This is a genomic window from Microbulbifer mixtoriginis (SeqCode) (assembly GCF_052466865.1).
The window spans coordinates 2,224,760-2,250,164 of record NZ_CP174293.1; the positions used below are offsets into that span (position 1 = coordinate 2,224,760).

Sequence of the window (25,405 nt, forward strand, 5' to 3'; positions counted from 1 at the left end):
TGACTTTTCTGTTGGATTGATCTGGCTTTGACAAGCCAAGATTAGTTCACTGTGTGCCACTTCAAGCAATCCATGTTTACTTGAGTCTCTTAACCTAATGGCTTTCTCTCAAAGAAAATTGACAGTTTTTTGCTTGCTGCTTCTGATAAATATTTTCCTTTCCAGCACGGGTGTGAGTGAAGATCTTCCATCATGGAATAATACGTCAACAAAATCTGCCATCGTAAGTTTTGTAAAGAAAGTGACGCAAGAAAGCAGTTCCGACTTTGTTCCTCCAGAGCTACGTATTGCTGTATTCGATAACGATGGCACTTTGTGGGCGGAAAAGCCTGCTTACGTTCAGTTACTTTTTGCGATAGACGAGATTAAGCGATTGGCACCTGAGCACCCGAAGTGGCAGAAGGAGCAACCTTTTGCCTCCATTCTAAAAGAAGATTTTCACAGCTTATTGACCCTTGGCAAAACGGATAGGTTAAAAATAATCAGTACGACTCAAACAGGTATGACAGATACGGAATTTAATAAAATTGTAAATTCCTGGCTTACTGCCGCCAAAAATCCCCTTACGGGAAAGCCCTATCGAAATATGGTTTATCAGCCGATGCATGAATTGCTGGAGTACTTGCGTGCAAATGGCTTTAAAACCTATATATCTTCAGGTGGTGGAGTTGATTTCATTAGGACACTCTCAATGAGCTTCTACGGTATCCCGCCGGAACAGGTTATTGGTAGCCGTTTTAAATTACGGTATGAAGATGATGATGGTCATCCTCAAATCATTACAACGGATAAACTTGACTTCGTGAATGATGGTGTAGGTAAGCCTATTGGCATAAGCCAGGTTGTAGGGTTCCGTCCAATTTTTGTTGCTGGAAATTCAGACGGTGATTTGCAGATGTTGGAGTGGTCTACTTCCGGTAAAGGGCCTCGTTTTGGCATGTTAGTTCACCATACCGACAGTAAGAGGGAGTGGTCTTATGATAGTGGTTCTAAGGTAGGGCACCTGGATAAGGCTTTAAAAGCTGCCAAACTCTATGGGTGGACGGTTGTAGATATGGCAAAAGACTGGGCAGTGGTTTTTCCTCAGTCTAAAGTCACCACACCTGAAAAGGAAATATCCGAAACACCGGCTGAGGATGGTGGTTAACATCCATCTTTCATGCCCTTAAACTCATTGCCGGAAAAACCTTCCCGTAATGAACGATTCAAACAAGTTTGTCTAATCTTGTTGTATTACCCTTCCTAAAAAGCGTGAATTTACATCTATTGGCACCAGTAATTTTTAAAAGGGTTTTGTTGTCAATAGAGGTTTATTTGTCGCTATATGCACTCTCTATAGATGTTAAATGATTTATGAGACCCAATATGTTTTCATCCAATCTGGTATTCCGTCGATTGTTCATGGGTGCAATTGTATTGTGTTTTTTGCAATGGCACGTTATTGCTCAGCCTCAGCCTCAGCCTCAGCCTCAGCCTCAGCCTCAGCCTCAGTTGGAGGAGCAGGGGCAAACTCAAGCCCCACCGGAGCTTCAAGTACAGGACACCCCGCTTACAAAGCCCAATATCCTGGTGATTTGGGGGGATGATATCGGTATTTGGAATATCAGTTTTAATAGCCGAGGCATGATGGGTTATGCCACGCCCAACATTGATCGATTGGCTGTTGAGGGGCTGTCATTTACCGATTACTACGGCCAGCAATCTTGTACGGCCGGAAGGGCCGCTTTCCTGGCAGGTAATGTGCCAGTGCGTACTGGAATGACCAAAGTAGGGCTCCCAGGAGCCAAGGAAGGCTGGCAAAAGAGTGATGCGACAATTGCCACGGTTATGAAAAGCCTCGGTTATGTTACTGGTCAGTTTGGTAAGAATCACCAGGGTGACCGGAATGAACATCTGCCCACTAACCATGGGTTTGATGAGTTTTTCGGAAATCTCTACCATCTCAATGCTGAAGAAGAGCCAGAGAATCGCGATTACCCCAAAAATCCTGAATTCCGCAAAAAATTTGGCCCGCGCGGAGTGATCAAGTCTTATGCGGGTGGCTCCATTGAGGACACAGGCCCGCTCACTAAAAAACGCATGGAGACAATTGATGATGAAACTCTAGCTGCAGCTATTGACTTTATAGAGCGTGCTCATCAAGCCGGAAAGCCTTTCTTTGTCTGGTGGAACGCTACTCGGATGCATTTTCGTACTCATGTGCGAGAGGAGCATAAAAATCTGGCTGGACCGAACAGCAACGAGTATATGGATGGCATGGTAGAGCATGACATTCTGGTGGGAAAATTACTGAGCTTACTCGATCGTCTGAAAATTGCTGACAATACGATTGTATTTTATTCCACCGATAATGGACCACACTTCAATACCTGGCCTGACGCGGCCACAACTCCCTTTCGCAGTGAAAAGAACTCCAACTGGGAGGGGGCTTATCGGGTGCCGGCTTTTGTTCGCTGGCCTGGAAAATTCCCAGCAGGCACTACCCTGACGGGCATCGTTTCCCATGAAGACTGGCTGCCAACACTGGCTGCCGCCGGCGGAAACCCTAATATCAAAGAGCAACTAAAGCAGGGGGTAGAATTGAACGGTCGTCGCTACCGCAACTATGTCGACGGTTATAACATGTTGGATTACTTTTCTGGTAAGGCCAAGTTGTCACCACGAAAGGAATTTATATATGTTAATGATGATGGTCAAATAGTCGCTATGCGTTACGAGCCATGGAAAGCCATTTTCCTAGAGAATCGTGGTAAAGGTTTTGAAGTCTGGCGCGAACCTTTTACTGAACTGCGTATTCCTTTACTGTTTAATTTACGTCAGGATCCTTTCGAAAAAGCACAACATAGCTCCAATACCTATAATGATTGGTTTATTGATCGTGCATTTGTATTGGTTCCTATGCAGCAGCTCGCTGCCAAGTTCCTGAGCACCATGAAGGAATACCCCCCCAGTCAAGTTCCCGGCTCTTTCAATTTGGAAAAAGTACAAAAACAGCTAGAGGCTGGAGCTTCGGGTAGTAACTGAATTTTCATAGGGCGCTAAATTAGGTCACAGGGCATGAAAAGGTGATGAATTACTCTCTAAATAGAGAGGGAGGGTAGGAAGCTCAGGTCTATAGTAATCGCTTTAAGTCAAGTAAAGCACATAGGTGATTTTTCCTGGATGCACTTTGATGCGTAGCAATAAGCTGTTGTAATTAACAACGCTCTGGTTTGATACAAATTGTCATTCAGGTTTAGGGGAGTCAATTATAGTTGCTGTGGTTTTAAAGGTAACCTAATGATTTTTCCCTTAATCTAAAACAAGGCGTTTCCCCAAAGTTTGAATAGTGTTCAATTCTTAAAGTTAAAAAGTTATTTTAAGTTATCTTTCCCCCTTGTTTTCGGTTCTATCGTACCTTATCTGCCTGCTCAAAAGTTAAATTAGCTTACTCCCTTTATATGCCTGTATAGTGTCTCAGGCGCCTTATCGGCGTTTCTGTATATGAAATTTACAAATGGAATTTGGTGATATGTATAAATTTATAATATTGATCGCTTCAGCGGCTCTATGGTTGCCCCTACAATCAAAGGGCGCTGATAGTGCTCCACAGCAAGCAAAACTTTTGTTTGAACAGGCCGTTTCCTCAGATACTGTTCCTGGTATTAGCGTGGCCGTTGGCGATACTAATGGCACTCAGTGGGCTAAAGGATTTGGGTATTCAGATCTTGAGTCTAAAGTTCCTATGACCAAAAAAACAAAACTCCGTATTGGAAGCGTTTCTAAGGTGATTACTGCGGCTGCTTTGATGCGTCTGGTAGAGCAGGGAGTTTTAAATTTGGATTCAGAGGTAAGACTTTTGGTGCCAGACTGGCCTGAAACCCACCCAGCGATAAGCTTGCGCCAGTTAACCAATCACACCGCTGGAATTCGTGACTACATTATTCCGCATGAGTTTCTCTCGAATGTGCAATACAACAACACTTTAGAAGCTTTGAATATTTTTAAAAATGACCCTTTGCTTTTTATTCCCGGTTCGGATCAGAGTTATTCTACTTATAATTGGACTCTACTGAGTGCGGCAATGGAGTCAGCAAAAGGGGAAACCTTTAAGGAGATAGTTAGTACTGAAGTTTTTGAACCTCTAGGATTGAAGAGAACTACCTTTGATGATGCGGCACCAATTATCCCAAGTAGACAGGGCGCTTATTCTTTTTTTACAGGTGTGCTTATAAATTCTCCAGAGGTGAATAGTAGCTATAAGTATGCTGGCGGTGGAATATTATCCACGCCAAAAGATGTGGTGAAATTTGCGCTTTCTCATCTGAAGCCTGGTTTTCTGCAGGAGGAATCCATTTCTGAGCTATTTACTAACTCTAAACTTTCAGATGGAACAGAAACCAATATTGGTATTGGTTGGTTTCTTGGGGGGGAAGATTTCTTAGCTGGATATAACTCGGAAGAGTATGCGGATATAAGGCGTATTCTCCAAGTACACCCTAATTTGCTATACCACACGGGGCTAAGTATAGGAAGTACAAGTGTGCTTATACTTTGTCCTGAACACCAGCGGGCAGTGACTGTTATAAAGAATGTGGACTTGGAATCCAGTGCGGATCTGGTTGCCCTTGCCCTAAAGACCCTAGATCTCTTTCATAGTAATGAGCAAGTAAAATAGAAGACTCAACTCTCTGCGTGTACCTTAAACCGGCCTCGTAGTCTCTGGATTGCGAGGTATCCCCGATCCTGAGTTGAAATTAATTGCTGTTTACCCACTATTGTATTTATATACAGTATTTGATAGGTTTGTAGTAGATGGAGTGCTGACCTGTGGAGAGTTTGAGTTAAGAATGAATTTTTAGTCATTGCTACTATGCATCTTTTAGCTCTGCAGTTATTGCATCCAATTGAGAGATGGTTCTATCTAATGCCTTTTTGTCTTCTGTAGAGTTGTTTTAAGTTTGATTGATTTTCTAAATTTCACTTAGTACCAATTGGAGGGTTTTATGCCACATGTAACAATTACAACAGTTAAAGAGCTAGTTGATGAGCGTGTGAAGAAGGAGTTGCTGAAAAAAATCAGTGATATTATGGTGGAGGTCGAAGGCGGCGGAGATGAGAGTTTTAGGCAGCATGTGTGGGTTTCTTTAGACTTGGTTGAGGCAGAAAACTGGTCGTTAGGTGGGCAAATCTTAACGAAAGAGATTGCCTTGCAAATCAAAAAGAAAGCAGATTCCTGTAGAGCGTTGTAGAGTATTTCCTTCTGATACTTTTATCCTGCGCTTAAAATAAGCTTAATGTGATAAATAGGATGGTACTGTCCACAGCATATTATTAATTTCTGACTGTAGATTATTGGAAATGGGATTAACGAGATGATCAAAGCGATAGATATCGGTATTCCTAATGCCCTCGCTTTCAGGGTATCTGATTCAATTACAGAAAGTGATGTTTCTGAGACTTTGGCTCAAGCAAAGTTGCTTGGTGAGAAGTATAAGAGGATCACTATCTATGAGGAAATTGAGTCATTTAAGGGGCTTGAGTTCTCGGCAGTGCTAGAAAAATTGAAATACTTGGTTAATGTTGGTATTTCTAATATCTCTGCGGCAGCCATTCTGACGGATAAGCAATGGCTACAAAAGATTGTGAAGGCTGAAGATAAGATATTTAGGAATATAGATATCCAGTGCTTCTCTTTGGAACAGCGTGACGAGGCGGTTCAATTTCTCAACCGTTACAGGCCAGAAAAACTCGATTAACTCAGCAAGAGGTAGTTGTGGAATTTTTCTTCGGTTTGGGGCTCAAAGCAAGGAAATTACTACAGGGAAGGAGCTACCCTTAGTAAGGTGAACCCCTTTAGTTGTTCATCCATGCACTTAGCTGTGTATTGGAATACAAGTAACATCAATAATTGATAAAAATGAGGTAGTTATGGTCGTTGAACAAATTCCCGGCTTTGATCTGGTGGGGCTCTGCGCAAGAACAAAGAATGAGAATGAGGCGGATGCCTCTACTGCGCAAATAGCTCCCCTGTGGGAGAAGTTTAGTACCGAGGCAGCTCCCAAGTTTACGGGAGCTCCCCAGATTTATGGGGTTTATACCAACTATGAGTCAGACCATAGCGGGTTGTTTGATGTCTATGCTTGCTCAGATCTGCTTTCAACAGATATGTCCGAAGATTTCAAGCCGATACATGTGCAATCGGGTAAGTATCTGGTGTTTTCCGCCCAGGGAGAAATGCCGCAGACGGTTATCGACTTATGGGGTGAGATATGGAATTACTTTTCCTCTCCAGATTGTCCTCATCAAAGAGCCTACACCACAGACTTTGAACATTACCTGAGCCCAAATGAGATAAGAGTTGCCATTTCAATCAAATAGTGGCCTTGGGGGCTCCTAAGAAGACTGTGCCTACAGGTTTAGGGCCCCTCTATCTTGCTTCGCTTCTACAAAGAGCTTTTGCCGAAAGGCTTTCTGATGGTTGAAAAATGATCGCCTGCTTTACCAAAACTTCATGACGCCCAGATAGACAGCATGGTCACTATGGACATGTCCCAGCGCCAAAATAGACAGTACTACTATTGCTGTCTCGGTTCGCTTGTGCATTAGGTGCTGGTTGGTGACATCCTATTTCCCACCTCTTCGATACTTTGTCTTTGCAGGTACCAATTCTTCCTCCTTCAAGTTTTCTAACCACATTTTCCTAATTTCCTCTTGAGAATTCCCATGAAACTATGGGGCTAGGAGGGAAATACAGCTGGGCAGCACACTTCTCCTTACAGGCTTCGCAGTTGTTTATTTCTTACTCTCGTTGTTCCTGGAGTCGTTTAGTCTCAGCCCTGAGAGCATCGGTAAAAAGCAAGCTAGCATGATTAAAAGGCACTTGTCCTGATTCCAAGGTGCAAAGGGTAGGCCTTGTTAAAGTCCATAACACTAGATAGTCTTTAAGCCCCCTTGGACTGGCGGGTCTGTGCAAATTAGTGGCTCCCTTTGCATTATTCAGTAAGGTTGGAAGCTTTTTTGCGCAATATGTCTCGTCTATCACCGCATTGAAAAAGCAGGTTTATGAGCAACAACGAAAAGCGTCCCTTATATATCCCGCATGCTGGCCCCTCTCTACTGGAAATGCCACTGCTAAACAAAGGCAGTGCATTTACCCTAGAGGAGAGGCTCGAGTTTAATCTGGCGGGTCTCTTGCCGACCAATGTAGAGACTATTGAGGAACAGGCTCGACGGGCCTATTACCAGTACCAACAGTGTAAGACTGGCCTGGATAAGCATATCTTTTTGCGTGGTATACAGGACGATAATGAAACGTTGTTCTTTTACCTGATTGAGCATCATATTGATGAAATGCTGCCGATCATCTATACGCCTACCGTTGGGGCGGCCTGTGAGGAATTCTCTAATATTTATCGCAACCATCGAGGTCTGTTTGTTTCCTACCCAGACCGAGAATACATAGATGATATCTTGCGCAGTGCCACTAAGGAAAACGTCAAGGTTATCGTCGTTACCGATGGTGAGCGTATCCTCGGTCTTGGCGACCAGGGTATTGGCGGCATGGGGATTCCCATTGGTAAATTATCTCTATACACCGCCTGTGGTGGTATCAGCCCAGCTTACACACTTCCGGTCACTTTGGATGTTGGCACCAATAACCGCACTCTGCTCAGCGATCCTATGTATATGGGTTGGCGCCATGAGCGTATCTCTCAGAAGGAGTACGATGAGTTTTTAGAGCAGTTTATCGAGGCGGTGAAGCGTCGCTGGCCCAAGGTTTTGGTGCAGTTTGAAGATTTTGCTCAAACAAATGCCATGCCGTTACTGCAGCGCTATAGGGATCAAATCTGCTGTTTCAATGACGATATCCAGGGTACCGCCGCTGTTACCCTGGGCACTATTTTGGCTGCTTGTAAAACCTGGCAGGAGCCCTTAACAGCCCAGCGGGTTTTGATTGTGGGTGCTGGTTCTGCCGGTTGCGGAATTGCTGAACAGGTGGTGTCCGCCATGGTACAGGCGGGGCTCAGTGATGCGGATGCGCGCTCGCGTATTTTTATGTTTGATCGCTATGGATTGGTCACCTCGGATATGAAGGGGCTGCACGACTTCCAGGCGGCGCTGGCTCAGTCACCGGATATCTTCGATGGGGCGCCAGAGTCAGACCTGCAAAGTCTGATCAGTAGGGTGAAGCCGAGTATTCTTATTGGCGTATCCGGGCAGGGTGGGTTGTTTAACCAACAAGTAATTGAGGCGTTACAAGCTGGCCATGAGCGCCCACTGGTGATGCCGCTTTCAAACCCCACCTCCCGCGCGGAGGCGACTCCTACGGAAATATATACCTGGACTAAGGGGGAGGCTCTGGTGGCTACCGGTAGTCCTTTTGCTGCCGTGGAAATTGATGGGCGCCACCATCCGGTTGCTCAATGCAACAATGTGTATATCTTTCCTGGTATCGGTCTTGGGGTGATCGCAGCCAACGCCACACGGGTTACCGATGGCATGTTGATGGCAGCTTCCAACGCCCTGGCGGAGCAGGCACCAGTGGTGAAGCAGGGGGAGGGCGCGCTGCTGCCGCACTTGGATGATATTCGTGAGGTGAGCATTGATATCGCCAGAGCTGTAGCTGCTCAGGCACAGCTCGATGGAGTTGCCCCCAAAGTGAGCCACGAGCAGTTAGAGAGGTCTCTCAAGCGCAACTTCTGGCACGCAAACTATCGCAGTTATCGACGCCGTTCCTTCTAATCACCCTTAAAAAAATTTAAGCCGGGTACTTTTTACCCGGCTTTCTTTCCTTAAGCCAACTGCTCCCCAGAGTAGAAAACTTCCGGCCGGCGCAGCACAAGATAATCCTCCCATTGAAATCCGTTGCTTAGGAACTCGATCGCCGCTCTTACGCCGGACAGGAACAGGTGTTCGCAGTGTTCTCCTGGCATGGCGAAATCCAACCAGTGGGGATGCTCACCGTTGGTCATAGGTTCTATAGCGATCTCTTTCACCAGCGTGTGGTATTCCGCATTTAGGCTGGCCCGCACATGGTTGTCGAGCATGTTACGGCAGGTATTGATTAGCCCCATGGCAAAGCGCCCCACCTTGTCAGACTTGGGTTGATAGTGGTCCACTTCCAACTTAATACCAAAAGTGGGTAGTTTGGGGGTACCGACTGGCTTGTGGAAGATATCAAAGGGGAAGTTGGATACCAGGCCACCATCCACAAACTGAATTTCTTTAGGAAAACCATTTTTAAAGAACAGCCTGGGATCACCAATTCCCTTGATACTGCGCCAGTTCTCGGCCACTGAACTGCATTCATCCAGCTGGGGAATATTCTTCACTGTATAGGGTTTGAAAAAACCCGGCACAGACATAGAAGCCCGTACGAATTCGGCGGGATTTATCGCATCCGGGTTGCTAAAGTAGAGAGGGGCTTTTGCCGGAAAAACAGCCCGTGTCTCAGTGGTAATATCCGCTGCTACCAGCGCCACTTCTGCAGCGCCCACCTGATGATCGGGTTCTCCCCGATAATGGAGAGTGGGAAACTGGTTGATACGCTGCTTAAGTTGCGCGGTATTGGTAATGCCCAGCTGGCGTAACTCTTCTTGCAACCATTGGCTAAAAGCGTCGCCAGGATTGAGGCCCTTATCTCGCAATAGCTGTTTGCAGGTACGCAGGGAGTCGAATGGGTGTAGGGCCAGGCTACTAAAAAGCCCTTTACCTTTGAGCAGGCGCTGCACCGTTTTACGCGCAAAGCGCTCACCATCTTCAAAGCTGGCAAAGTCCGCCTTAGCCATAATATCCAGTAACTTTGCACTCTTAAGTGAGCTCGGCGTACCGGCAGCGGCTAAAAATAGTGCATTGATGGCACCTGCGGAAGTACCTGCAACCTTGCGAAAGCGAATACCGGCCTTCTCAAGGATGTAGGTGTAGCCCACCAGGGCAATTCCCAGCATGCCACCGCCTTCCATCACCAGGTCGACATACTGGAGGCCGTTAGGGTCCTGCACATCACTAAATGACTTGCCTTCGATCGATGTCCGCGAATTTTGCCAAAGTGTATCGGCTTCGGAGATGGCGCTGGTCACCCACGCTGTGTTACTCATATGATCTTTCCCTGAGGTGGCAGTAGGTTCCATACGAAAGTTGAAATTAGTATCGGCTAAAAGAATGGGGCAGGGTATCATCCAGAATCAAATTCGCCATAGCATCCAGTTTGATTTCGTGTCTTCCCACTTGGGCATCACTAGATCCAGTAAGCGGTAAAATCTCTAAGGCAGTGCTTTTACTAAATGAGGATACAAAGGTGGGCGTGCACGGATACGGTTTTCGTTGCTACGGTGGCCTTCATCGATAGGCGCAATCAGGTCTGCACTAAAGGTGAGTAATCCGGTGATTCGATTTGAGATCCGGCTGGAAGCTCAGCGCCTTGTCCCTTGCCTGTAGTACCACAGTCAAGGGCTTGCCAAAATCTGCGGTATGCCAATGTATGGCATCCACCGTCGCTGCCAAGCTGCGCAATAAGCTCTAGTAGCCGTACAGTGCCAAATACCTGCCAGTAACAGACAGTGATCTTACAGGTTTTATTGTTGAGTCGAGTACGGTAGCGGGATCATCTTCAGCAGCCGTTGGAGCGTCGGTTAGCTGATCAACAGTAGATCATTGGATCATTGTCACCCAGGACCAGCTCTCTGCAGGCAGTGTTTTGTTCCGTGCTGGGCTGCACACTATGTCCGTTAAGTGGTCTTTAGATTTTTGTGAAAGTGGCCAATTTTCACCTGCAAAATGAAAGGTCCACTGGCGCCAACTCTTGGCGCAGTATTTACGAGAGCACACCCGGCTCTGATTTCTATTGCGGGCTTCGTGGCTTGGGAGTGAGACAGAAACTTAATCCTGATTGCATAGTATGGCCAGCGCGGGGATCTTCACTGCGTATTCTTTTCGTAGTTTCGGTACGGCTATGTAATTAATTCCACGGTAATAGATATCTCCAAAGGGAAATCTGTTTCTTATTGGGGTAAAATTTTTTCCGGGCTGTTGAGAAACTGAGAAAGCGTTATTGCCAGTCCGCTACTAACGAGCTTGTGCTACAGGTGATATAGGTTAGAGGCCTGTGAGGTTGCAGGCTTGTTTAAAGTAGTGGGCAAGTTGTTGTGTCTACTATCCGGTGGTTTTGGGGCTGGGTAGACTTTGGTGTGAGTGACTGTGCGTAGTTTCCGAGTACTAATGTCACGGCTAGAGCATTAAACATGTTATTAATGCGCCACACCCTAAAAATGCGAGAGGTTCACTTTTTGAGTTGGGCTGCCAAATAGCTAGTGAATAATTCATATTATCCACTAGCTGAAATTACTGACTGTTAAATTGATACACCCATATTGTCTTTAGTGCCGACACAATATCCAAATATTTCGTGGAAATAGAGGCTTTTACATTCAAAGTTGGATTCGATATGGAAAGTGTCATTTGGGAATTTAGGATCGTAGAGTCCCAGGTTGCTTTCGGTTCCCACACAGTAGATATCACCTCTTGGGTCACCGGGCCTAAAGGCAATCCAGTCCAGTTTCCAGCCGCCCAGATCACCCTGATCATCCCACTTGTTATCAATGGGGTTCCATTTGCCTACGTTACCTTTTTCACCAACACACCACATTTCTCCGGAGTTATCGAAGGCAATCATTTTTAGGTCCCAGGGCTTTTCAATGTCCGGTTCCTCCCATGCTCCAGTGGTGGTATTCCACTTGGCAAGATTACCTTTAGTTCCAACGCTCCACATTGCATTTGACTTGTCAAATGCAATCATTTTGGAATCCCAGGATTGGTTGTACTCTTTTTTGTCAACGAGGCCAAAAGTTCTTGAATTCCACTTTCCGATGTTATTCGAAGTTCCCACACACCACAGGTTATCTTCTCTATCAAAAGTGACCATATTTAAGTGCCACGTTGAGAGGAATCCTCTGTCTTTAAAGTTCATTTCCATGATTAATCTCCTTTGGGTTTTTGGATCGGGGCTTTCTAGTGCTTCGGGGTACCAAAATCTGAAGACTTAAAGTGAATTCATTGGATAATTAGTTAATAAACCAGCTGGAGCCTTGGTAACATTTTTGTTGGCAGTTTTCAGGAAAAAGTATGCGTAGCCTTTTGAAAGGATAAGTTTTTTATTTACGCTTAGTACTTTCCAGTAAAGACTTATTTTGTGCCGGCTTATTTATTTTCCATTCGCCGGATACGGTCTATTCAATGGCGGCTATTGCTGCAAAAAGTGAGATTGAGGCCTTGTGGCTGGTTATATTTCTGTCCACTGAAGGGCAGAGCTGAAGGGTAGAACTGGCCACTCGGCTTGATAAAAACCTCCTAATCAGTTGTTTCAAGCGATCTTAAAGCAAAGGTCTGTAATTTAATATCCTCCCCCGCTAAAAGGGCGGGGATTCCTACAGGTGGTTGGTGCCATCTTGGAAATGGTCTTCCAATAGAAGAAAAGTTAGAAAAATAAAATAATTGCGGGATCCCTAGATGTCGGGGATGGTGATTCAGCTGCCGGATGGCGTCAAGGGCATTTATACCCTTCTATCCTGAGCGTGATGCAGCGGCTTAGGCTGTGGGAGTCACTACCGGATAACTCGTGTTGGTGACAGACTCTCCTTGATTGTTTTTTGCGCTGCTGTGGTGGGCCTTCGGTATGGCTGGGGTAGCTAATCTATAGAGAGCCCTGTTCGCGGAAGGACTGTTGAGGCGCTAATGACGCCAGAGCAGTGGCTGGGGCTTGTTAGCAGGGAGAGGAGGTCAAATATGATTCGGCATATTGCATGTATCTTGGCGAGCCTGGTTCTGGGATTCTGTGGGAGTTTGAGCCTGGCCGAGGCGGAGCAAAACAAAGGAAGGTATCTCGGGGCCTTTAATGACCCGGTGGCCTATTGCCGAGTCGTGGTCAATGCAGATAACCCGGAAGAACCCTATATAGGCCCGGCAAAACCGCAGGTAGTGTTATCGGGTATTTACCAGGCGGCTGGTATTTCTGCCGGTGCTCCGAGGGATTGGGTTGCGGGGGGTACTTTTTGGCGTTGTATGCATGGTGGAGTCTATGCGTGCTTTGTCGGCGCCAATCTTCCCTGTGAAGAAAAGGCGGACACTTCGAAGGAGCCCAGTGAGGCAATTGCCGCTTACTGTAAGAGCAACCCTGCGTCGGAATCTATACCAGCCGTTGTGACTGGACGGGTGACTATCTATGCATGGCACTGTGAGAATGGCGTTCCAGAAATTACCCGCCAGGCGCTACAGGTTGATGAGCGGGGTTATATTGCTAATTATTGGTATCGGATGGATCGATCAGGATAAAGAGTAATTTTCGCGAAAGTGGTTTGCCTTATGATAATGGAGGGCTTCTGCTACTGAGGTGTAAAAACATAACGCCGTTGTGAAATGCAGGTAAACTATTTTGGGTTTAGCGCACTTGGGGTTAGCGTACTTAGTGTTAGTGCCGGAAAGGCCCTAGGGGAGGGGGTTACTCCCCCGCTGCTTTTGTGGTCTCTAAAATCTGCAAATTTTCCCCTTTAGGTCTGCTCGTTATCCAGTTTTTTCGCGAGCTTGTGCCCTTCATCAGAGTCCCCAAGTTTCCAGTAGCTGGAAATGTAAATATGGGTTTTGGGGATTTCTTTATCCTGCTTAAAAAATTTTCGTAACTGCCGCATGCTATCAAATTCGCAGGCGGCCCAGATGGCGGCTTGGCCTGGAAGCCAGGGCAGTGCCTGAATCTTAGGAAGCAGTAGTTCGCCGGTGGGGAAGGAATTTACCACCCAGTACAGTTGCAGGTTTTTTGGGTGTTTCAGTGGCTGAATATCCGATTCGCTTGAAACTTCTATCACCGCATATCCGCTGGCCTCATCAGGTAGTTGGGCCAGGTTAACACTGATGGCGGGTAGGGCGGTCATATCCCCAGCGAGTAAAAACCAGTCGGCCTCGGGGTTAACCAGCTTCTTGGGGCCTGGTCCTCCTATCAAAATAGAGTCTCCGGGTTGTGCATTGGCCGCCCAATTTGAGGCTGGCCCTTCATGTTCATGCAAGGCGAAGTCGATATCGATTTCTGTCTGCCGTTGATGCCTGATGGTATAGCTTCTCATCAGTGGGCGTTCACCCTCACCCTGAGGTAAAACCAGTTTTATATAGGCGCTTTCCTGGTCGCAGGGGAAGGATTCCAACTCTTCGCCACCCAGAGTGATACGTAACATGTGTTCTGAGACTTTGGTGGAGCGCAAAACGACCAGCTCTCGTGTGCGTTTTTCAGCCATGTATTGAGGCTCCTTAATCTGAAGTAGAGTGTTCGGTCAGGTTCTCGATCATAACGCTGGCGATATGGGCAAACGCCTTGAGTTCTTTTTCGCTCAGATTGTGAGTCATTACAGCGATAACCTCTGTTTCCAGGTTATGCACTTTTTCAAGAATCTTTTTTCCTGATGCTGTGGGAGCAAGGAACTGACTGCGGCGGTCATTGGGGTTGTCTGTTTTTTTGATAAGTTTGGATTGAACCAATTCATTAAGAACCCGTGTAATCTGGGCCTTATCTTGATTCATTCGCAGTGCAATTGACCGTGCGGTACTCTGCGGATACTTGCAAATTCCCTTGAGCACGCGTATATGATTTACCGGAAGGTCAATTCTTTGCTCCTGAATGCTGATCCGCAGCTGCTTTTTGTAAGCGTGGATTAGCTGGTGCAGGGTTTCGTTGACTGAGTAGCTAACAGGGTTGCCGCATTAACTTGATTGATATTATCAACTTTATTTTAGGTGGTTGATTGTGTCAACTAAATTGAAGAGTATTGTTTTGGGTCGAAAGAAGCTTTTCGGCGGGGGAGAAATTAGGGGGTGAGCTTTGCAAAAACTTTCGCCTTTGGGCGCGGAGTATTGAAAGCTAAAAAGCCGACTAAAGGGGAGGGGGAGCCCCTCCCCAAGAGCGAAAGGAGTCGCGCTTACCAGGTTAAGCTGATATCGGTTCCATCAAACTTTACATCTGAGTCATACACATATTTCAATGTGCCCTTCCAGAAGGAGCCGTGCCACTCCCAGTCGGCATCGTAGCTGACCTCATTGAGCACCTTTTGACTAAAGGCTTCAAAGCTGCCATAGCGCTCCTCGCTACCCATAATCACTACCCAGGTTTGTTCGTTCCAGTCGCAGCTAACGGTGTTGGAGTCGCCGTTGCCGCAGGGATAGCGCACGGCGATATAGCCGTCGTCTTCCTTGCCGAATTTCCAGTTACCGCTGCGCTTCTCCTGCTCGAAACCTTCAGGCCACTGCAATGCTACGTTGGAGCCGCCGGAATGGAACAGTTCGATTGCCGGATAGGGGTTGTATTGGATTACGGCAACATTGTTCACCTGCTTAATCTTGGGGTGGTGATCGTTTTGCATGGTGCTGTTGCCATCGCCAACCTTCGCCCAGACCGATTGGGTGCCGGTAGTGGCGATCCAGGGTGTTTGCTGATAGCCCTGGCGACCACCCCAGTAATTCTGAATGGAGTGCATCATCACACCGCCATCCTTATACATGGAAAAGTTAGCGCCAGAGAGCACGGAGCTGCGGCTGAATACCGCTCCGGCCTTGGCGGCAGCAGGGGCGGCAGCTTCTGAAAGCCCCAGGAACTGGTCGAAGGCCTTCAGTCCTTCATAGCCTTCAAGTTGATATTTACTGACGAACCAAGCGGTATCGGCAGCTACATCCGGGTGGAAATAAGCCCCCTGACTCCAATAGAAAGGCACGCGCTCTTCGCGGGGGAAGTCAGCATAAATATCGTTTTTGGCATCGCCGAGAGAGTGGCCTACCGAGTAATTCATATTCAGGTCTTTACCGAAATACTTGAAGATGTCATCGGTAATTTCCAAGCCTGAGGTGGCCAGCATTACACCTGCGGGGCTCGGTGTTCTCACTGATTCCTTACCGAGACCCGTCAGCAGGTAAATGATGCGGTTGATGTTGCCGCCGGAACCGTTCCTGCGGTAGCCATCATTACTGCGGCCTGCGGCTGAGAAAAGGATGCCCTGGTCGTTGGTGACCAGCAGTATGTCCTGCAGCAAGCGTTGCGCAGCGCCCGTGGCCAGCTCGCGAATTTCTGCATCTTCAGAAAAATCGACGAGGTTAAGTAGCGCAGATAAGGTGTAGGGGTAATAGACCGGGGAGTAAAACTCATAGAAACCATACTGGTTTTTTACTTCCAGGTAGCGCTTTAAGCGCTTGTAAGTTCTGTCGTCTTCAAATGCACCGTACTTTTCCTGTAGAAGATACTGGGCAGATGTGTACATGATCATATGGTTTTCAGAGGCGAAGACGTGATCCCCAGTGCCGCCTTCCTTAAACCAGAAATGATATCCGTCCAAAGCAGCAAAGAGCTCATCTTTGATTTCTGGGCGGAAAAACAGGATACGGATGAGCCTGGTAAGGGTGAAGTCTGAATTCTTCTTGCCGCCATTACGCAGGACATCCAAATTCTTATTCAGCGCCTCCCAATTGAGCTCATCGCCGGTGTATGCCTGTAAGACGACAGCGGTATCATTAGTGGAAGAAACGCCCTCTTCAATATATTGCAGCTGCCTATCTTGATAGGCGCTCTCATCAAAAGACTGCGCATTGACACTGGCTGAATGTATCGCCAATCCTAAAAAAATCGGGTACAGCATTCCTACTACTGGTACTTTCATCAGTACTTGTTCCTATTTTGATTTTGATTTCTGGTGTTAAACACCATAAATGTACCACTTGTGTATTACAGGAATTTATTGGATTAAACGATAGGTATTTTCTCTCGCTGAAGGTTGCCGATTCGATCAGCTGGGTCCCTTGGTTCTCACTTTTAAAATATATTTTTACTCAGGTTTCTTTTGGGGCTGATTGTTTATTTTTTATGTCTTAACAATGAATTCTAGTGCTTGTTAATTGGTACGGTTTGGTATTAAAAATAAGTTTGCTATTTGTTTGGGGGTAGATGGTCTATTACAGGTTGGTGGGTTTTGTAGTCTTTTGAGGCTGTGCAGAAGGGCTCGAATAAAAGGCGTTGAACGGTTGCTGCTTTTTGCTGCCGTAAAAATTTGTAGTGGTGGTGTTGGTCTGTTGATAAGGAGCTTGGCTTGGAGGTCTCTAATTTATTCAGGCGTGAAATCTTGGCGCGGATTTAAGTTTGCTACTTTAAAGTCAGCGTTTAAGGTTTAGGCTTCTACAGGTTCTGGGGCAAAAAATGAAAAAACTACTAATTTTCTTTGCGGCAGGCTGTTTGGGTGCTGTGGCAAATAGCGTTGTGGTCTGGTTGTTTGGGGATTTTGGAATAACCCCATCTCTCGGTGTATCTATCACCCCTACATTATCTGCTGAATGGCTATATCCCAGAGTGGTATGGGGTGGCATTTGGGGTCTGTTTTTTATTCTTCCTTTCCTACCATCAAAGCTGTTGTTGAAAGGAAGCATCTTGAGTCTACTCCCCACGGCGTTCCAGCTTTTTGTTGTTTTTCCTGTGATGGCCGGTAAAGGTATGGCAGGGCTTGAGCTGGGGGCGCTTACCCCAATTTTTGTAGTATTTTTTAATTGGATCTGGGGGATTGTTACCGCGCTCACCATAAAGTGGGCTGAGTAATTCCGCTTGGTTCCTTTTTTGATCGGTTTACATTAACAGGATTCTTTTGGCGGCTTTCAAGCCCCGGCTGGTCGTTGTTGAAAGCCCCTCCAGCCAGTGATCAATAATGCGGTAAGCAAGTTCGTGTCTTTGCGGGCCGCTTCTACTCTCAGTTAATTCCCCCAGAACCCAGTGATTGTGTGCTATCCAGGTATCCCGAGCGATAGATCGAATTTGTGGGTCTGCCTCGCAGAATAGGGGCAGCGCCGTACTGAGATTGCTGGATTGTTGTAAGGTCTCCCTGCTAATAGGTGTTTGCCCTTGGGCTTTCCACCAGTCTCGGGCGCCTTCGGGGTCGTGTCCAAAACGTTGTTTGAAAGATTGGGTGAATGGGCTGAGGAAGGGCCAGTTGCCTCCTTTTACTATCCGCTCAACGATTTCTCTGGTGGTTGCCCGGTCGCCAAAATTCTCCGGATCGTAGAGCACACGGTCTTTAGCTGCGGCATGTATTGGGCTGGTGGCATCGGCGGTAATCTGGGTATTTGCCGGCAGGGCAGCTGCGGCAATCGGCAGCAGTGATGGAGCACCGAGTCCTAGGCAGTGGAATCTTTGCAAGGGTATGTTGTGATCCTGGTAGCCATCTGTAATGCCTTTAAGCACTTGTGCCAAGCGCACATAACGGCGTGGTACAGGCCTATCCAGTTTGAAAGAGGCTCGGTTGAGCACAAAGAAGTCTGTCGCATTTAAATCCCCGCAAATACTGGCCAGTCCTAAGGCAGCTGAATGCACCCCGCTTTGTGCGGCCAGCCGACCGGCGTCCCGGCCGGTGTTGTAATCCATTGCGCTCAGTACTGCATAAACAGTCAAGCCTTGGCTTAGTGGGTGTTCAGCGATTTTTTCCCATAGTCTAAGGCTCTGACGATTGCGCGCGGCGATACGCTCTGGTCGCCAGCCGGTAATTTCCCGCTCCAGGTCCAAAGCCACCAGGCAGGTAGTGGCAAAGTCCTCCTGAGCGATCAGGTGGGTGGGGTGCATTAATAGCTGGCGTTGCAGCAGGAGATTGGTATCAATGCTATTTGAACGCTCATTACAGTTGGCCAGCACTCTCTCCGCCAGTGTATCTGCTAATATGCGCAAATCTTTTGGGACTTCATTGCCGCGGGGCAGTTGACCCAGTTGACGGCGCAGAGCTTTTACCCGCAGGGTTACTTGTCGGGCTTCTTCAGAGAACTGCGAGATGACCGCATCAATCAGTTGTTTGGTGCCGTTATCGGCAAACAGGGGCAACCCTCTGCGGCGCACTTCTGCCGCCATTTGTAGATTGGGATTGGTAATCCGGTGGGCAGATAGCAGGTAGCCTTCGGCGGTAATCATATGGTTGGCAAAGGCATCCAGTGTCTGCCGGCGTAAATTGGCGATAAATCGCATGGTGGTCATTTGCCAGCAAAAGTCTCCTCAAATCAGCGCGTGGGAGCAGGCTTTGTATTCATCGAGTAGTGCGTGGGCTACTTCCAACTCAATTTCGAGCTCCAGGGCTATCTGCTCGAACAGGTCCCAGGCAGCGAGCACGTCTGGGTGAGTTTCAATGCACTCGGATACTGCGTGATCCATTGGCTCTATGGGAAAATCCATTTCATCCTTTTGATGTAAGTTGGGCAGGCTGGGTATCGCTGTCTCCAGGCATTCGCTGCGCACTGCCTCTTTGGCGGCGTGCCACTCCGCTTTTGCCAGCTGTGCCATCGCCAGAAGTACATCTAATTCCGCAATCTGGTCGTGGACTCTGTCCAGTTCTGTCATGCATCCATCATCTGGTGGCATAGTAGCCCTCCTAAGGACGAATTAGGGGCGTAAATAGTAGCTCTCCGGCCCCCAAGGTGGCCTCAGAGTGCTCATCAACTTGGTGGGCACCAAGAGACCAGTAGAGATTGGCGTTGCTACGCCAGGGCTGGAACCAACGGTTGGCGAGCCTTATAAAGCTCACTTCGAAGCTGGACTTACCAATCTCGACCAGGGCCAGGGAATCGACCTCAACGGCGGGTTTACCATCGAACAGGCTTGAGTGATGTCTATAAGTGCCACTGAGTCGGCAGAAAGCGCCTGGACAAATACCGGCATGTGGTAGGTGAGCAAAGCGCACCACGGCATTTGCCTCGGCATTACTGGAGGGATCTTTCAACATCAGGTGGCTTAATAGCATGCCGCCCTCCTGAGGTGGGGAGGTGACCTCTTCGACAAAGCCCCTGATTTCAACAAACTCTCCCTCTGGAGTGGCTTCTAGCTTCGACAGTTCTATATTTTTACCGTTGGGAAGCGTTGTCGAAAAAGGCATGGTGTAGATATTTTTCTGAAGGTTTTTGATCTCTCTATCGGAATTAAGCCCCTCGCAACCAAGCGCAAGTCGATAACAGGCAGCCTGGCTAGCGATGGCGATGCGGGTGAGAAAGTGCGCATCCACCGCGAGATCGCCAAGCCTCTCCGCCAAGCCGCCACTACCACGTCGCAATAATTCAGTAATTGTGTTGTGTATTACAGCTTGAGCGCTTGCGAACTGGGGGAGCTTGCTCTCAATATCTCCGGCCAGAAACAAGCACGCCTGTTTGATTTCCACTGATTTTCCAAGAAGTAGGGCGCTGTAAATACGCTTGTGACCACTTTTAAGTAGGCTGGAAAATACTTTTATAATCGTTTTAATGGAATGTATATTGCGCTTGGAAAAGTCGGTACTAGCTGCTTCAGTATCTAGAGCAATATTGAATTGGGCATGTGTTAGCGCGAGTAGCCCTCGACTTAGGCACATGATGACAGCATCTGCAGCACTATTTAATCTCAGGGCCATTGAAGATGTATTTTCTGGAAAATAAGCCTTTAATAGGTCTATATTTTTTATCTCCCCATTAGCTAATCTGGCCATGGATTCCTGCAGGTTAATTCTCTCGTCCAGGCCTGCAATTTTTTTGCGTAAACGCGTGAGAGTCTGTTCTGAGAGCTTATTACCGGCTAATTCTTCTGCTTTAACGAGAATCTTATTTAACCGATCTTCGGGGGCCATGCTGCGAATTCGCTGCTTGAGGTTTTCAGACCATTGGTTTCGACTCTCACCAATAGCAATGCCACGCAGCACAAACAGAAACTCTAAACCCATACGGTGATGCAGAGTGTGCAGATAGTTGGTGCTTTCTAAGTGGCCTTGAAGATTGCGATACTCACCATAGCCCAACCCTATACAGAGCCGTGCCTGTTGATCTAGTTCTTTCCATGAGTGAGATAATATCGATTGTTGAAGAGTCAGGGCCTCGCGAAAGAGTTTCAATAATTCAGTAGGCTGTTTGTTAAAGGCAGGGAGTAAATCAAACTGGGCACGCTTTAAAGTATCTTTGAGAGGGTAGGGGCTTTCATTGGCCATTGGCATCAGTGTCTCCTGGATGCGATGGGTGGCTCAATATTTACTATTGGCGAAATTGCAACCTTTTCTATTTGGCATGTTATTAAGCATAGTAAATTGTTGGGCGGACATACTTTCGGAGGCTTATTTGCTTTGATGCTTACTTGGGGTTGGGGTTGGGGTTTATATAAAGATAGGTCGGTCTGATTTAGTTTAAAATTTTAGGTTTTCAGGGGGAGTATTTTAAACACCCTTTAATTCAACGATTTTATTGGATTGAAAAATGGGTGCGGTATTTATAGTTCTATAGGTCAGAGCAAATGAGTTTCCCGTCAGACATACTGTTGAGAACTCTATCCCTTATTTCAATTTTTACTGGCTATTGAGTTGCTCATTGCGCTGGGTTTGGCGCTCTATATTTGAGATGTGAATATAAATATATTTCTATTTTCGATTCATTATAAAGGGTGGCATATTGGTTACAGTTAAAGCTTGCTATATTGGGCTGCGCCTAAATCAAGGTGTTTCTTGGAGATCTCAGGTTTCATCTTAAATATTCATTAAGAGAGAAATAAATATGTCACAGGTAAGTGATGACGTAGATTTGGTGGCGGAGAAAAGTTCCAGTCCAGTGGTGGTGAAACTTTCATTAGCAAAAGCTTTCAAGCATAGTGCTCCATCTATTCGCGAAACTCAGAATACGTACAAGCAGAATGTAGTTGCAATAAACACTCTGGTGACTAGCGTTTTGTCCTCAAGCTTGCCTACCTTAAATCAAAATCCACCGGATTGGAGTGAGTTTGTAGCGGCCTATACACAGGCCAATACTGATGCGCTTGATTGGGTGAATAATGTACTGGCCAGGCTTCTGGATGTGCCCAGTGAGGTGCAAAGTTACAACGGTATTATCAGTCAGTTGTTGCAGGATGCTTTAACCCAGGCAAATACACTCAATAGTGACCCAGGTAATACATCGGCTCTTAATATATTGAAGAACGACCTGGATTCAATCACCTCTCAACTGGGTATTGTTTCGACCTTTATCAGTGGCGCAGTTCAGGCAATTCAAGGGTTTCAGGATAAATTGCCTGATATGGCGACTCAATTGCAGTCAATTGCCGATAAGTCTGTTCAGGATGCACAGGCCGATGAACAGCAAATTGCTGATTTAAAGAAAGAAATAAAAAATCTTCAGGCAGATATCAAATCACTGACAACAAGCATTGTTGCTCTTGGTATTGCAGATGCTACGGCTATTTCTTTGGGTACTGTCGCTTCTATAGTAGCCTTCCCTGAAGGCCTGCTGACCTGGTTTGTTATGGGGCCAGTGGCTGCAGTGGCAAGTACCTTTATTGCACTGGATGCTGCCAAAATTGTTGCAGACCAAAAGAGCATCAAGGCTAAGCAAGCAGAAATGAATCTGGTAACTGCAGATGTATCAACTCTTCAGATGTTGTCGCAAAGCTTTGGGCAGCTCGCTGAGGAGACCCAGCAGGTTGAAGATAATTTGCAGGCTGTATTGCAAGAGTGGCAAACTCTTGAAAGTGATGTATCTGGCGCCATTAGTGACATTCAGACAGCCATTTCTGACGAGGAGGGCGCTAACTTCTCGGCCGTAATCAATGACCTCAATGATGCGATCACTGAATGGGATGATGCCTATTCCCAGGCGGGCAGCTTGTATCTTGAGCTTAATGTGAATGATGCAGATCTAACAATTGGCATGAGCTCAGATCAGGTTCAGTCTGCTTTTGCCAGTGGCAATGCGGTTGGAGTAATTCAGTACTACAACAGCCTCTAGAAATAGATAACGCAATATTTATTCAAAGGCTTATTTCGAGGGAAATAAGCCTTTTTTATTTATCAATTAAAAAATCTATCTATTTTTCCTGCTGTTATGCTTAGGGTTATGAGGAGTTGGCCTCTACTCTTCGTAACGGATTTCAGTAATAAAATAGGTCTGCCATTTTTCCCCCTGACGAATATCTATCTCATCGTCGAGTCTGCGCCCTAGCAATGAACGAGCTACGGGAGAATCCATAGAGATCAGGCCGGCTTTTACATCAAATTCATCTGGGCCAACGATTCTGTAGCTTATGACTACACCTTCTTCATCTTCCAACGTGACCCAGGCACCGAAGAAGACTTTTTCACGGTCTTCAGGCACTTGATCTACTACGGTGATTTCCTCCAGGCGTTTGGTCAAAAAACGCACACGGCTGTCTATTTCACGCAGGCGCTTTTTACCGTAGATATAGTCGGCATTTTCCGAGCGATCGCCCAGCTTAGCGGCATCACTTACCGCCTGGGTGACTCTGGGGCGCTCCTCCTCCCATAGATACTTAACTTCGGCGCGCATACGTTGCGCGCCCTCCGCAGTGATATAGCGGGAGCCGCGCGGGCGCGGTGGTCTCCATCTTCCCATGGTATTAATGGCTTCCTCTAAAGGTTTGGGATGATTGATTACAGATTCTCAATGGTAATTCCGGGGCCGGCTTCAGCCAGGGGAAAATTGAAAATACGGCTGTAAAATTCCAGCTCTCCCTCCAGGGCCATTTTGATGCTATCTCCACTACGGAAGCCGTGCCCTTCATTGGCAAAGGTGATATGGGCAACCGGAATACCGCGCTCTTTCAGGGCTCTCACCATAGTTTCCGCCTGGTTTGGTGGTACTACCTTGTCTTCCAAACCTTGGAAGAAAATCACCGGGCAGCTCAGTTGCTCCACATGATGAATAGGAGAGCGTTGCTGATAGGTTGCTTCGGCGGATGGCCAGGGGCCGACTAATTTGTCCAGGTAGCGGGATTCAAACTTGTGAGTGTCTTTAGCGAGACTGCTCAATTCGCCGATACCATAATGACTGGCCCCGGCTTTGAAAGTATTGTGAAAAGTCAGTGCTGCTAACACGGTATAACCACCTGCGCTGCCACCCTTGATCAGCAGCCGCTCCGGATCGGCCAAACCCTGATTGACCAGGTATTCGGCGCCTGCACAGACATCTTCCACATCATAGATGCCCCACTTATCGGTAAGGCGGTCGCGGTACTCGCGGCCATAACCGGTGCTACCGGAATAATTCACATCCAGAATGGCGAAGCCGCGGCTGGTCCAGTACTGTACTTTCAAATTGAGGCCGGCAGAGGTGGCTCCAGTGGGGCCGCCATGGCTAAAAACAATAAGCGGGGGGTTTTCGCCCTCTGGTGCCTTGAAGTCCGGGTTGTGCGGGGGATAGTAAAAACCGTGTACCTCTCGCTCATCGACATAGAAAGTAATGGCCTGGGCGCTGGAGAAGAGTTCGGCAGCCAGTGAGCGTTTGTTACTGCTGGCGATTGTCTCAAGGGCCTCACTTGCCAGATCAAAAGTGATTATTGCAGGGAAGCTGTCTCTTGCGGCGGCAATCATAATCGCTTTGCCATTTTCACAGCGCAGGCTCTCAATATCACAGTAGGGCTGCTGGATCAGCTGGTGTTCCCCAGTAAGGGTATTTACGCAGGCCAAATACCAAAGACCATTCTCGGTGTAAGTACAGAGAATTTCCTCAGTACTGATAAAGCCATAAGTGGACATTCCGAACACCCACTGCGGTGTGGCGAATTCAGCCTCTTTTTTCCAAAGCGGGGTATCTTGTCCCAGCTTGTATAAATTCCACCAGTTGTTGCGGTCGGAGACATAGTAAAGCTCCCCCAATGGCGACCACTGGGGTTGGAATATGGATTCGTTATTTCCGCCGGCCACTTGAGTGATCTCAATGGCCTCTCCTTGCTCACTCAGAGTGGCCAGGCACAGTTCGGTGCCATCCCAAGGCAGGTTGGGGTGATGCCAGCGCAAGAAGCTCAACAGGTCTCCGCTGGTGTTCAAGGTGGGGTTTGAGTAGAAGTCTGCGCCTTCAACCAAAACCCTTGGGGGGCTAGTCAGCGGAGACTGTAGGTCGATGGCGATAATTCGTGCACGTGCTTCCTGTCCCTGAGCGTGGCCGCTGTCGTCTTCTTCAATACAAATCAAACGATTTCTTTTTGTGTCGAGGTGCAGGTCTGCATAGCGGGATTCGTTTTCTGGAGTAATAGCCTCAGGCAGGTCGCTACCGATCTCCATCCGGTAAATACGCTGATCTTCCGCAAGTACAAAGTACAGGGTGTCGCCGTGGACTAGGTAGCTACCACCGCCATATTCGTGCGCCTTGGAGCGAATACTTAGCGGGGTGGGGGTGAGATCGCGCCGGCCATTTTGCGGGCAATACTGCACCAGAACATTACGCCCCTTTTCTGAAGGACGCGACTCTAACCAGTAGTAACGCCCATCCACCAAGCTGGCTTCCGCCAGGCGAACACTGCCTTCAACCAATAATTCTGCGTTGATTGCAGATTTCCAGCTGCCATAAGGGGTGGAGTTTGTTATGGAGTGATCACTCATCGGATACCGGTTTCCTAAATTAGATTTTTTTGCATTCTGCCGGGCCT

General features: G+C 47.3%; 20 protein-coding genes. 10 read left to right on the forward strand and 10 right to left on the reverse strand.

From position 1 onward, the window contains the following. The first annotated feature begins 97 nt into the window (after window positions 1-97). The 7 genes from ACJJJA_RS10300 to ACJJJA_RS10330 all read left to right on the forward strand — a co-directional run bounded on the left by ACJJJA_RS10300 (window position 98) and on the right by ACJJJA_RS10330 (window position 8,724). On the forward strand, window positions 98-1,147 hold the full coding sequence (locus ACJJJA_RS10300) for an HAD family hydrolase (protein ID WP_444904504.1): 1,050 nt from the start codon (window positions 98-100) through the stop codon (window positions 1,145-1,147). Window positions 1,148-1,365: 218 nt separating this feature from the next. Continuing rightward, window positions 1,366-3,024 carry an arylsulfatase gene (locus ACJJJA_RS10305; RefSeq protein WP_444904505.1) on the forward strand — a complete coding sequence of 553 codons (1,659 nt, stop codon included), beginning with the start codon at window positions 1,366-1,368 and terminating at the stop codon, window positions 3,022-3,024. A 472-nt stretch (window positions 3,025-3,496) separates the two neighbouring features. After that, the gene (locus ACJJJA_RS10310; protein WP_444904506.1) at window positions 3,497-4,657 is read left to right on the forward strand and encodes a serine hydrolase domain-containing protein; all 1,161 of its coding nucleotides are present in this window, start codon (window positions 3,497-3,499) and stop codon (window positions 4,655-4,657) included. 328 nt (window positions 4,658-4,985) lie between these two features. Then, window positions 4,986-5,231 (forward strand): tautomerase family protein, encoded by a 246-nt coding sequence (locus ACJJJA_RS10315; protein ID WP_444904507.1) that lies wholly within the window; start codon window positions 4,986-4,988, stop codon window positions 5,229-5,231. Between the two features lie 123 nt (window positions 5,232-5,354). Next, on the forward strand, window positions 5,355-5,738 hold the full coding sequence (locus tag ACJJJA_RS10320; RefSeq protein WP_444890602.1) for a SpoIIAA family protein: 384 nt from the start codon (window positions 5,355-5,357) through the stop codon (window positions 5,736-5,738). Window positions 5,739-5,910: 172 nt separating this feature from the next. Continuing rightward, the gene (locus ACJJJA_RS10325) at window positions 5,911-6,360 is read left to right on the forward strand and encodes a GyrI-like domain-containing protein (protein WP_444904508.1); all 450 of its coding nucleotides are present in this window, start codon (window positions 5,911-5,913) and stop codon (window positions 6,358-6,360) included. A 684-nt stretch (window positions 6,361-7,044) separates the two neighbouring features. Then, window positions 7,045-8,724 carry an NAD-dependent malic enzyme gene (locus tag ACJJJA_RS10330; RefSeq protein ID WP_444904509.1) on the forward strand — a complete coding sequence of 560 codons (1,680 nt, stop codon included), beginning with the start codon at window positions 7,045-7,047 and terminating at the stop codon, window positions 8,722-8,724. 50 nt (window positions 8,725-8,774) lie between these two features. On the opposite strand, the gene ACJJJA_RS10335 is transcribed toward ACJJJA_RS10330, so the two are convergent. Both ACJJJA_RS10335 and ACJJJA_RS10340 read right to left on the reverse strand, forming a co-directional pair. Further along, window positions 8,775-10,079 carry a patatin-like phospholipase family protein gene (locus ACJJJA_RS10335; protein ID WP_444898435.1) on the reverse strand — a complete coding sequence of 435 codons (1,305 nt, stop codon included), beginning with the start codon at window positions 10,077-10,079 and terminating at the stop codon, window positions 8,775-8,777. A 1,253-nt stretch (window positions 10,080-11,332) separates the two neighbouring features. Continuing rightward, complete coding sequence (locus ACJJJA_RS10340; RefSeq protein WP_252085559.1) at window positions 11,333-11,953, reverse strand: NHL repeat-containing protein; 621 nt, start codon at window positions 11,951-11,953, stop codon at window positions 11,333-11,335. 809 nt (window positions 11,954-12,762) lie between these two features. On the opposite strand from ACJJJA_RS10340, the gene ACJJJA_RS10345 reads away from it, so the two are divergent. Then, the gene (locus tag ACJJJA_RS10345) at window positions 12,763-13,308 is read left to right on the forward strand and encodes a hypothetical protein (protein WP_444904510.1); all 546 of its coding nucleotides are present in this window, start codon (window positions 12,763-12,765) and stop codon (window positions 13,306-13,308) included. Between the two features lie 215 nt (window positions 13,309-13,523). Here ACJJJA_RS10345 and ACJJJA_RS10350 read toward each other — a convergent pair whose 3' ends face one another. The 3 genes from ACJJJA_RS10350 to ACJJJA_RS10360 form a co-directional block, all read right to left on the reverse strand. Then, the gene (locus tag ACJJJA_RS10350; RefSeq protein WP_444904511.1) at window positions 13,524-14,258 is read right to left on the reverse strand and encodes a siderophore-interacting protein; all 735 of its coding nucleotides are present in this window, start codon (window positions 14,256-14,258) and stop codon (window positions 13,524-13,526) included. A 13-nt stretch (window positions 14,259-14,271) separates the two neighbouring features. After that, a complete protein-coding gene (locus ACJJJA_RS10355; protein WP_444905240.1) occupies window positions 14,272-14,685 on the reverse strand; it encodes a MarR family winged helix-turn-helix transcriptional regulator in 414 nt (137 codons plus the stop codon). A gap of 251 nt (window positions 14,686-14,936) precedes the next feature. Beyond that, window positions 14,937-16,661: a hypothetical protein gene (locus ACJJJA_RS10360; RefSeq protein WP_444904512.1), complete on the reverse strand. Its 1,725-nt coding sequence runs from the start codon at window positions 16,659-16,661 to the stop codon at window positions 14,937-14,939. A gap of 533 nt (window positions 16,662-17,194) precedes the next feature. Here ACJJJA_RS10360 and ACJJJA_RS10365 point away from each other — a divergent pair. After that, window positions 17,195-17,587 carry a hypothetical protein gene (locus tag ACJJJA_RS10365; protein ID WP_444888761.1) on the forward strand — a complete coding sequence of 131 codons (393 nt, stop codon included), beginning with the start codon at window positions 17,195-17,197 and terminating at the stop codon, window positions 17,585-17,587. A 27-nt stretch (window positions 17,588-17,614) separates the two neighbouring features. On the opposite strand, the gene ACJJJA_RS10370 is transcribed toward ACJJJA_RS10365, so the two are convergent. From ACJJJA_RS10370 to ACJJJA_RS10380, 3 genes are read right to left on the reverse strand one after another with little or no spacing between them, the layout of a single operon-like run. Next, window positions 17,615-19,003, reverse strand: coding sequence for a hypothetical protein (locus tag ACJJJA_RS10370; protein WP_444904513.1), 1,389 nt, complete (start codon window positions 19,001-19,003; stop codon window positions 17,615-17,617). Between the two features lie 18 nt (window positions 19,004-19,021). Continuing rightward, a complete protein-coding gene (locus ACJJJA_RS10375; protein WP_444888763.1) occupies window positions 19,022-19,384 on the reverse strand; it encodes a hypothetical protein in 363 nt (120 codons plus the stop codon). A gap of 10 nt (window positions 19,385-19,394) precedes the next feature. After that, entirely contained in the window at window positions 19,395-20,975 is a 1,581-nt protein-coding gene (locus ACJJJA_RS10380; protein WP_444904514.1) for a hypothetical protein, read from the reverse strand. 550 nt (window positions 20,976-21,525) lie between these two features. On the opposite strand from ACJJJA_RS10380, the gene ACJJJA_RS10385 reads away from it, so the two are divergent. Continuing rightward, window positions 21,526-22,749: an enterotoxin (HBL) gene (locus tag ACJJJA_RS10385; protein WP_444888765.1), complete on the forward strand. Its 1,224-nt coding sequence runs from the start codon at window positions 21,526-21,528 to the stop codon at window positions 22,747-22,749. 123 nt (window positions 22,750-22,872) lie between these two features. Here ACJJJA_RS10385 and greB read toward each other — a convergent pair whose 3' ends face one another. Both greB and ACJJJA_RS10395 read right to left on the reverse strand, forming a co-directional pair. Next, entirely contained in the window at window positions 22,873-23,373 is a 501-nt protein-coding gene (greB, locus tag ACJJJA_RS10390; protein WP_444904515.1) for a transcription elongation factor GreB, read from the reverse strand. Window positions 23,374-23,411: 38 nt separating this feature from the next. Then, a complete protein-coding gene (locus tag ACJJJA_RS10395) occupies window positions 23,412-25,358 on the reverse strand; it encodes a S9 family peptidase (protein WP_444888766.1) in 1,947 nt (648 codons plus the stop codon). Window positions 25,359-25,405 lie beyond the last annotated feature (47 nt).

What these genes read in the sequence shown, in the direction of transcription:
- ACJJJA_RS10300 (WP_444904504.1), top strand. Translation starts at nt 98, where the DNA reads ATGGCTTTCTCTCAAAGAAAATTGACAGTTTTTTGCTTGCTGCTTCTG.
- ACJJJA_RS10305 (WP_444904505.1), top strand. Translation starts at nt 1,366, where the DNA reads ATGTTTTCATCCAATCTGGTATTCCGTCGATTGTTCATGGGTGCAATT.
- ACJJJA_RS10310 (WP_444904506.1), top strand. Translation starts at nt 3,497, where the DNA reads ATGGAATTTGGTGATATGTATAAATTTATAATATTGATCGCTTCAGCG.
- ACJJJA_RS10315 (WP_444904507.1), top strand. Translation starts at nt 4,986, where the DNA reads ATGCCACATGTAACAATTACAACAGTTAAAGAGCTAGTTGATGAGCGT.
- ACJJJA_RS10320 (WP_444890602.1), top strand. Translation starts at nt 5,355, where the DNA reads ATGATCAAAGCGATAGATATCGGTATTCCTAATGCCCTCGCTTTCAGG.
- ACJJJA_RS10325 (WP_444904508.1), top strand. Translation starts at nt 5,911, where the DNA reads ATGGTCGTTGAACAAATTCCCGGCTTTGATCTGGTGGGGCTCTGCGCA.
- ACJJJA_RS10330 (WP_444904509.1), top strand. Translation starts at nt 7,045, where the DNA reads ATGAGCAACAACGAAAAGCGTCCCTTATATATCCCGCATGCTGGCCCC.
- ACJJJA_RS10335 (WP_444898435.1), bottom strand. Translation starts at nt 10,079, where the DNA reads ATGAGTAACACAGCGTGGGTGACCAGCGCCATCTCCGAAGCCGATACA.
- ACJJJA_RS10340 (WP_252085559.1), bottom strand. Translation starts at nt 11,953, where the DNA reads ATGGAAATGAACTTTAAAGACAGAGGATTCCTCTCAACGTGGCACTTA.
- ACJJJA_RS10345 (WP_444904510.1), top strand. Translation starts at nt 12,763, where the DNA reads ATGATTCGGCATATTGCATGTATCTTGGCGAGCCTGGTTCTGGGATTC.
- ACJJJA_RS10350 (WP_444904511.1), bottom strand. Translation starts at nt 14,258, where the DNA reads ATGGCTGAAAAACGCACACGAGAGCTGGTCGTTTTGCGCTCCACCAAA.
- ACJJJA_RS10360 (WP_444904512.1), bottom strand. Translation starts at nt 16,661, where the DNA reads ATGAAAGTACCAGTAGTAGGAATGCTGTACCCGATTTTTTTAGGATTG.
- ACJJJA_RS10365 (WP_444888761.1), top strand. Translation starts at nt 17,195, where the DNA reads ATGAAAAAACTACTAATTTTCTTTGCGGCAGGCTGTTTGGGTGCTGTG.
- ACJJJA_RS10370 (WP_444904513.1), bottom strand. Translation starts at nt 19,003, where the DNA reads ATGACCACCATGCGATTTATCGCCAATTTACGCCGGCAGACACTGGAT.
- ACJJJA_RS10375 (WP_444888763.1), bottom strand. Translation starts at nt 19,384, where the DNA reads ATGCCACCAGATGATGGATGCATGACAGAACTGGACAGAGTCCACGAC.
- ACJJJA_RS10380 (WP_444904514.1), bottom strand. Translation starts at nt 20,975, where the DNA reads ATGCCAATGGCCAATGAAAGCCCCTACCCTCTCAAAGATACTTTAAAG.
- ACJJJA_RS10385 (WP_444888765.1), top strand. Translation starts at nt 21,526, where the DNA reads ATGTCACAGGTAAGTGATGACGTAGATTTGGTGGCGGAGAAAAGTTCC.
- greB (WP_444904515.1), bottom strand. Translation starts at nt 23,373, where the DNA reads ATGGGAAGATGGAGACCACCGCGCCCGCGCGGCTCCCGCTATATCACT.
- ACJJJA_RS10395 (WP_444888766.1), bottom strand. Translation starts at nt 25,358, where the DNA reads ATGAGTGATCACTCCATAACAAACTCCACCCCTTATGGCAGCTGGAAA.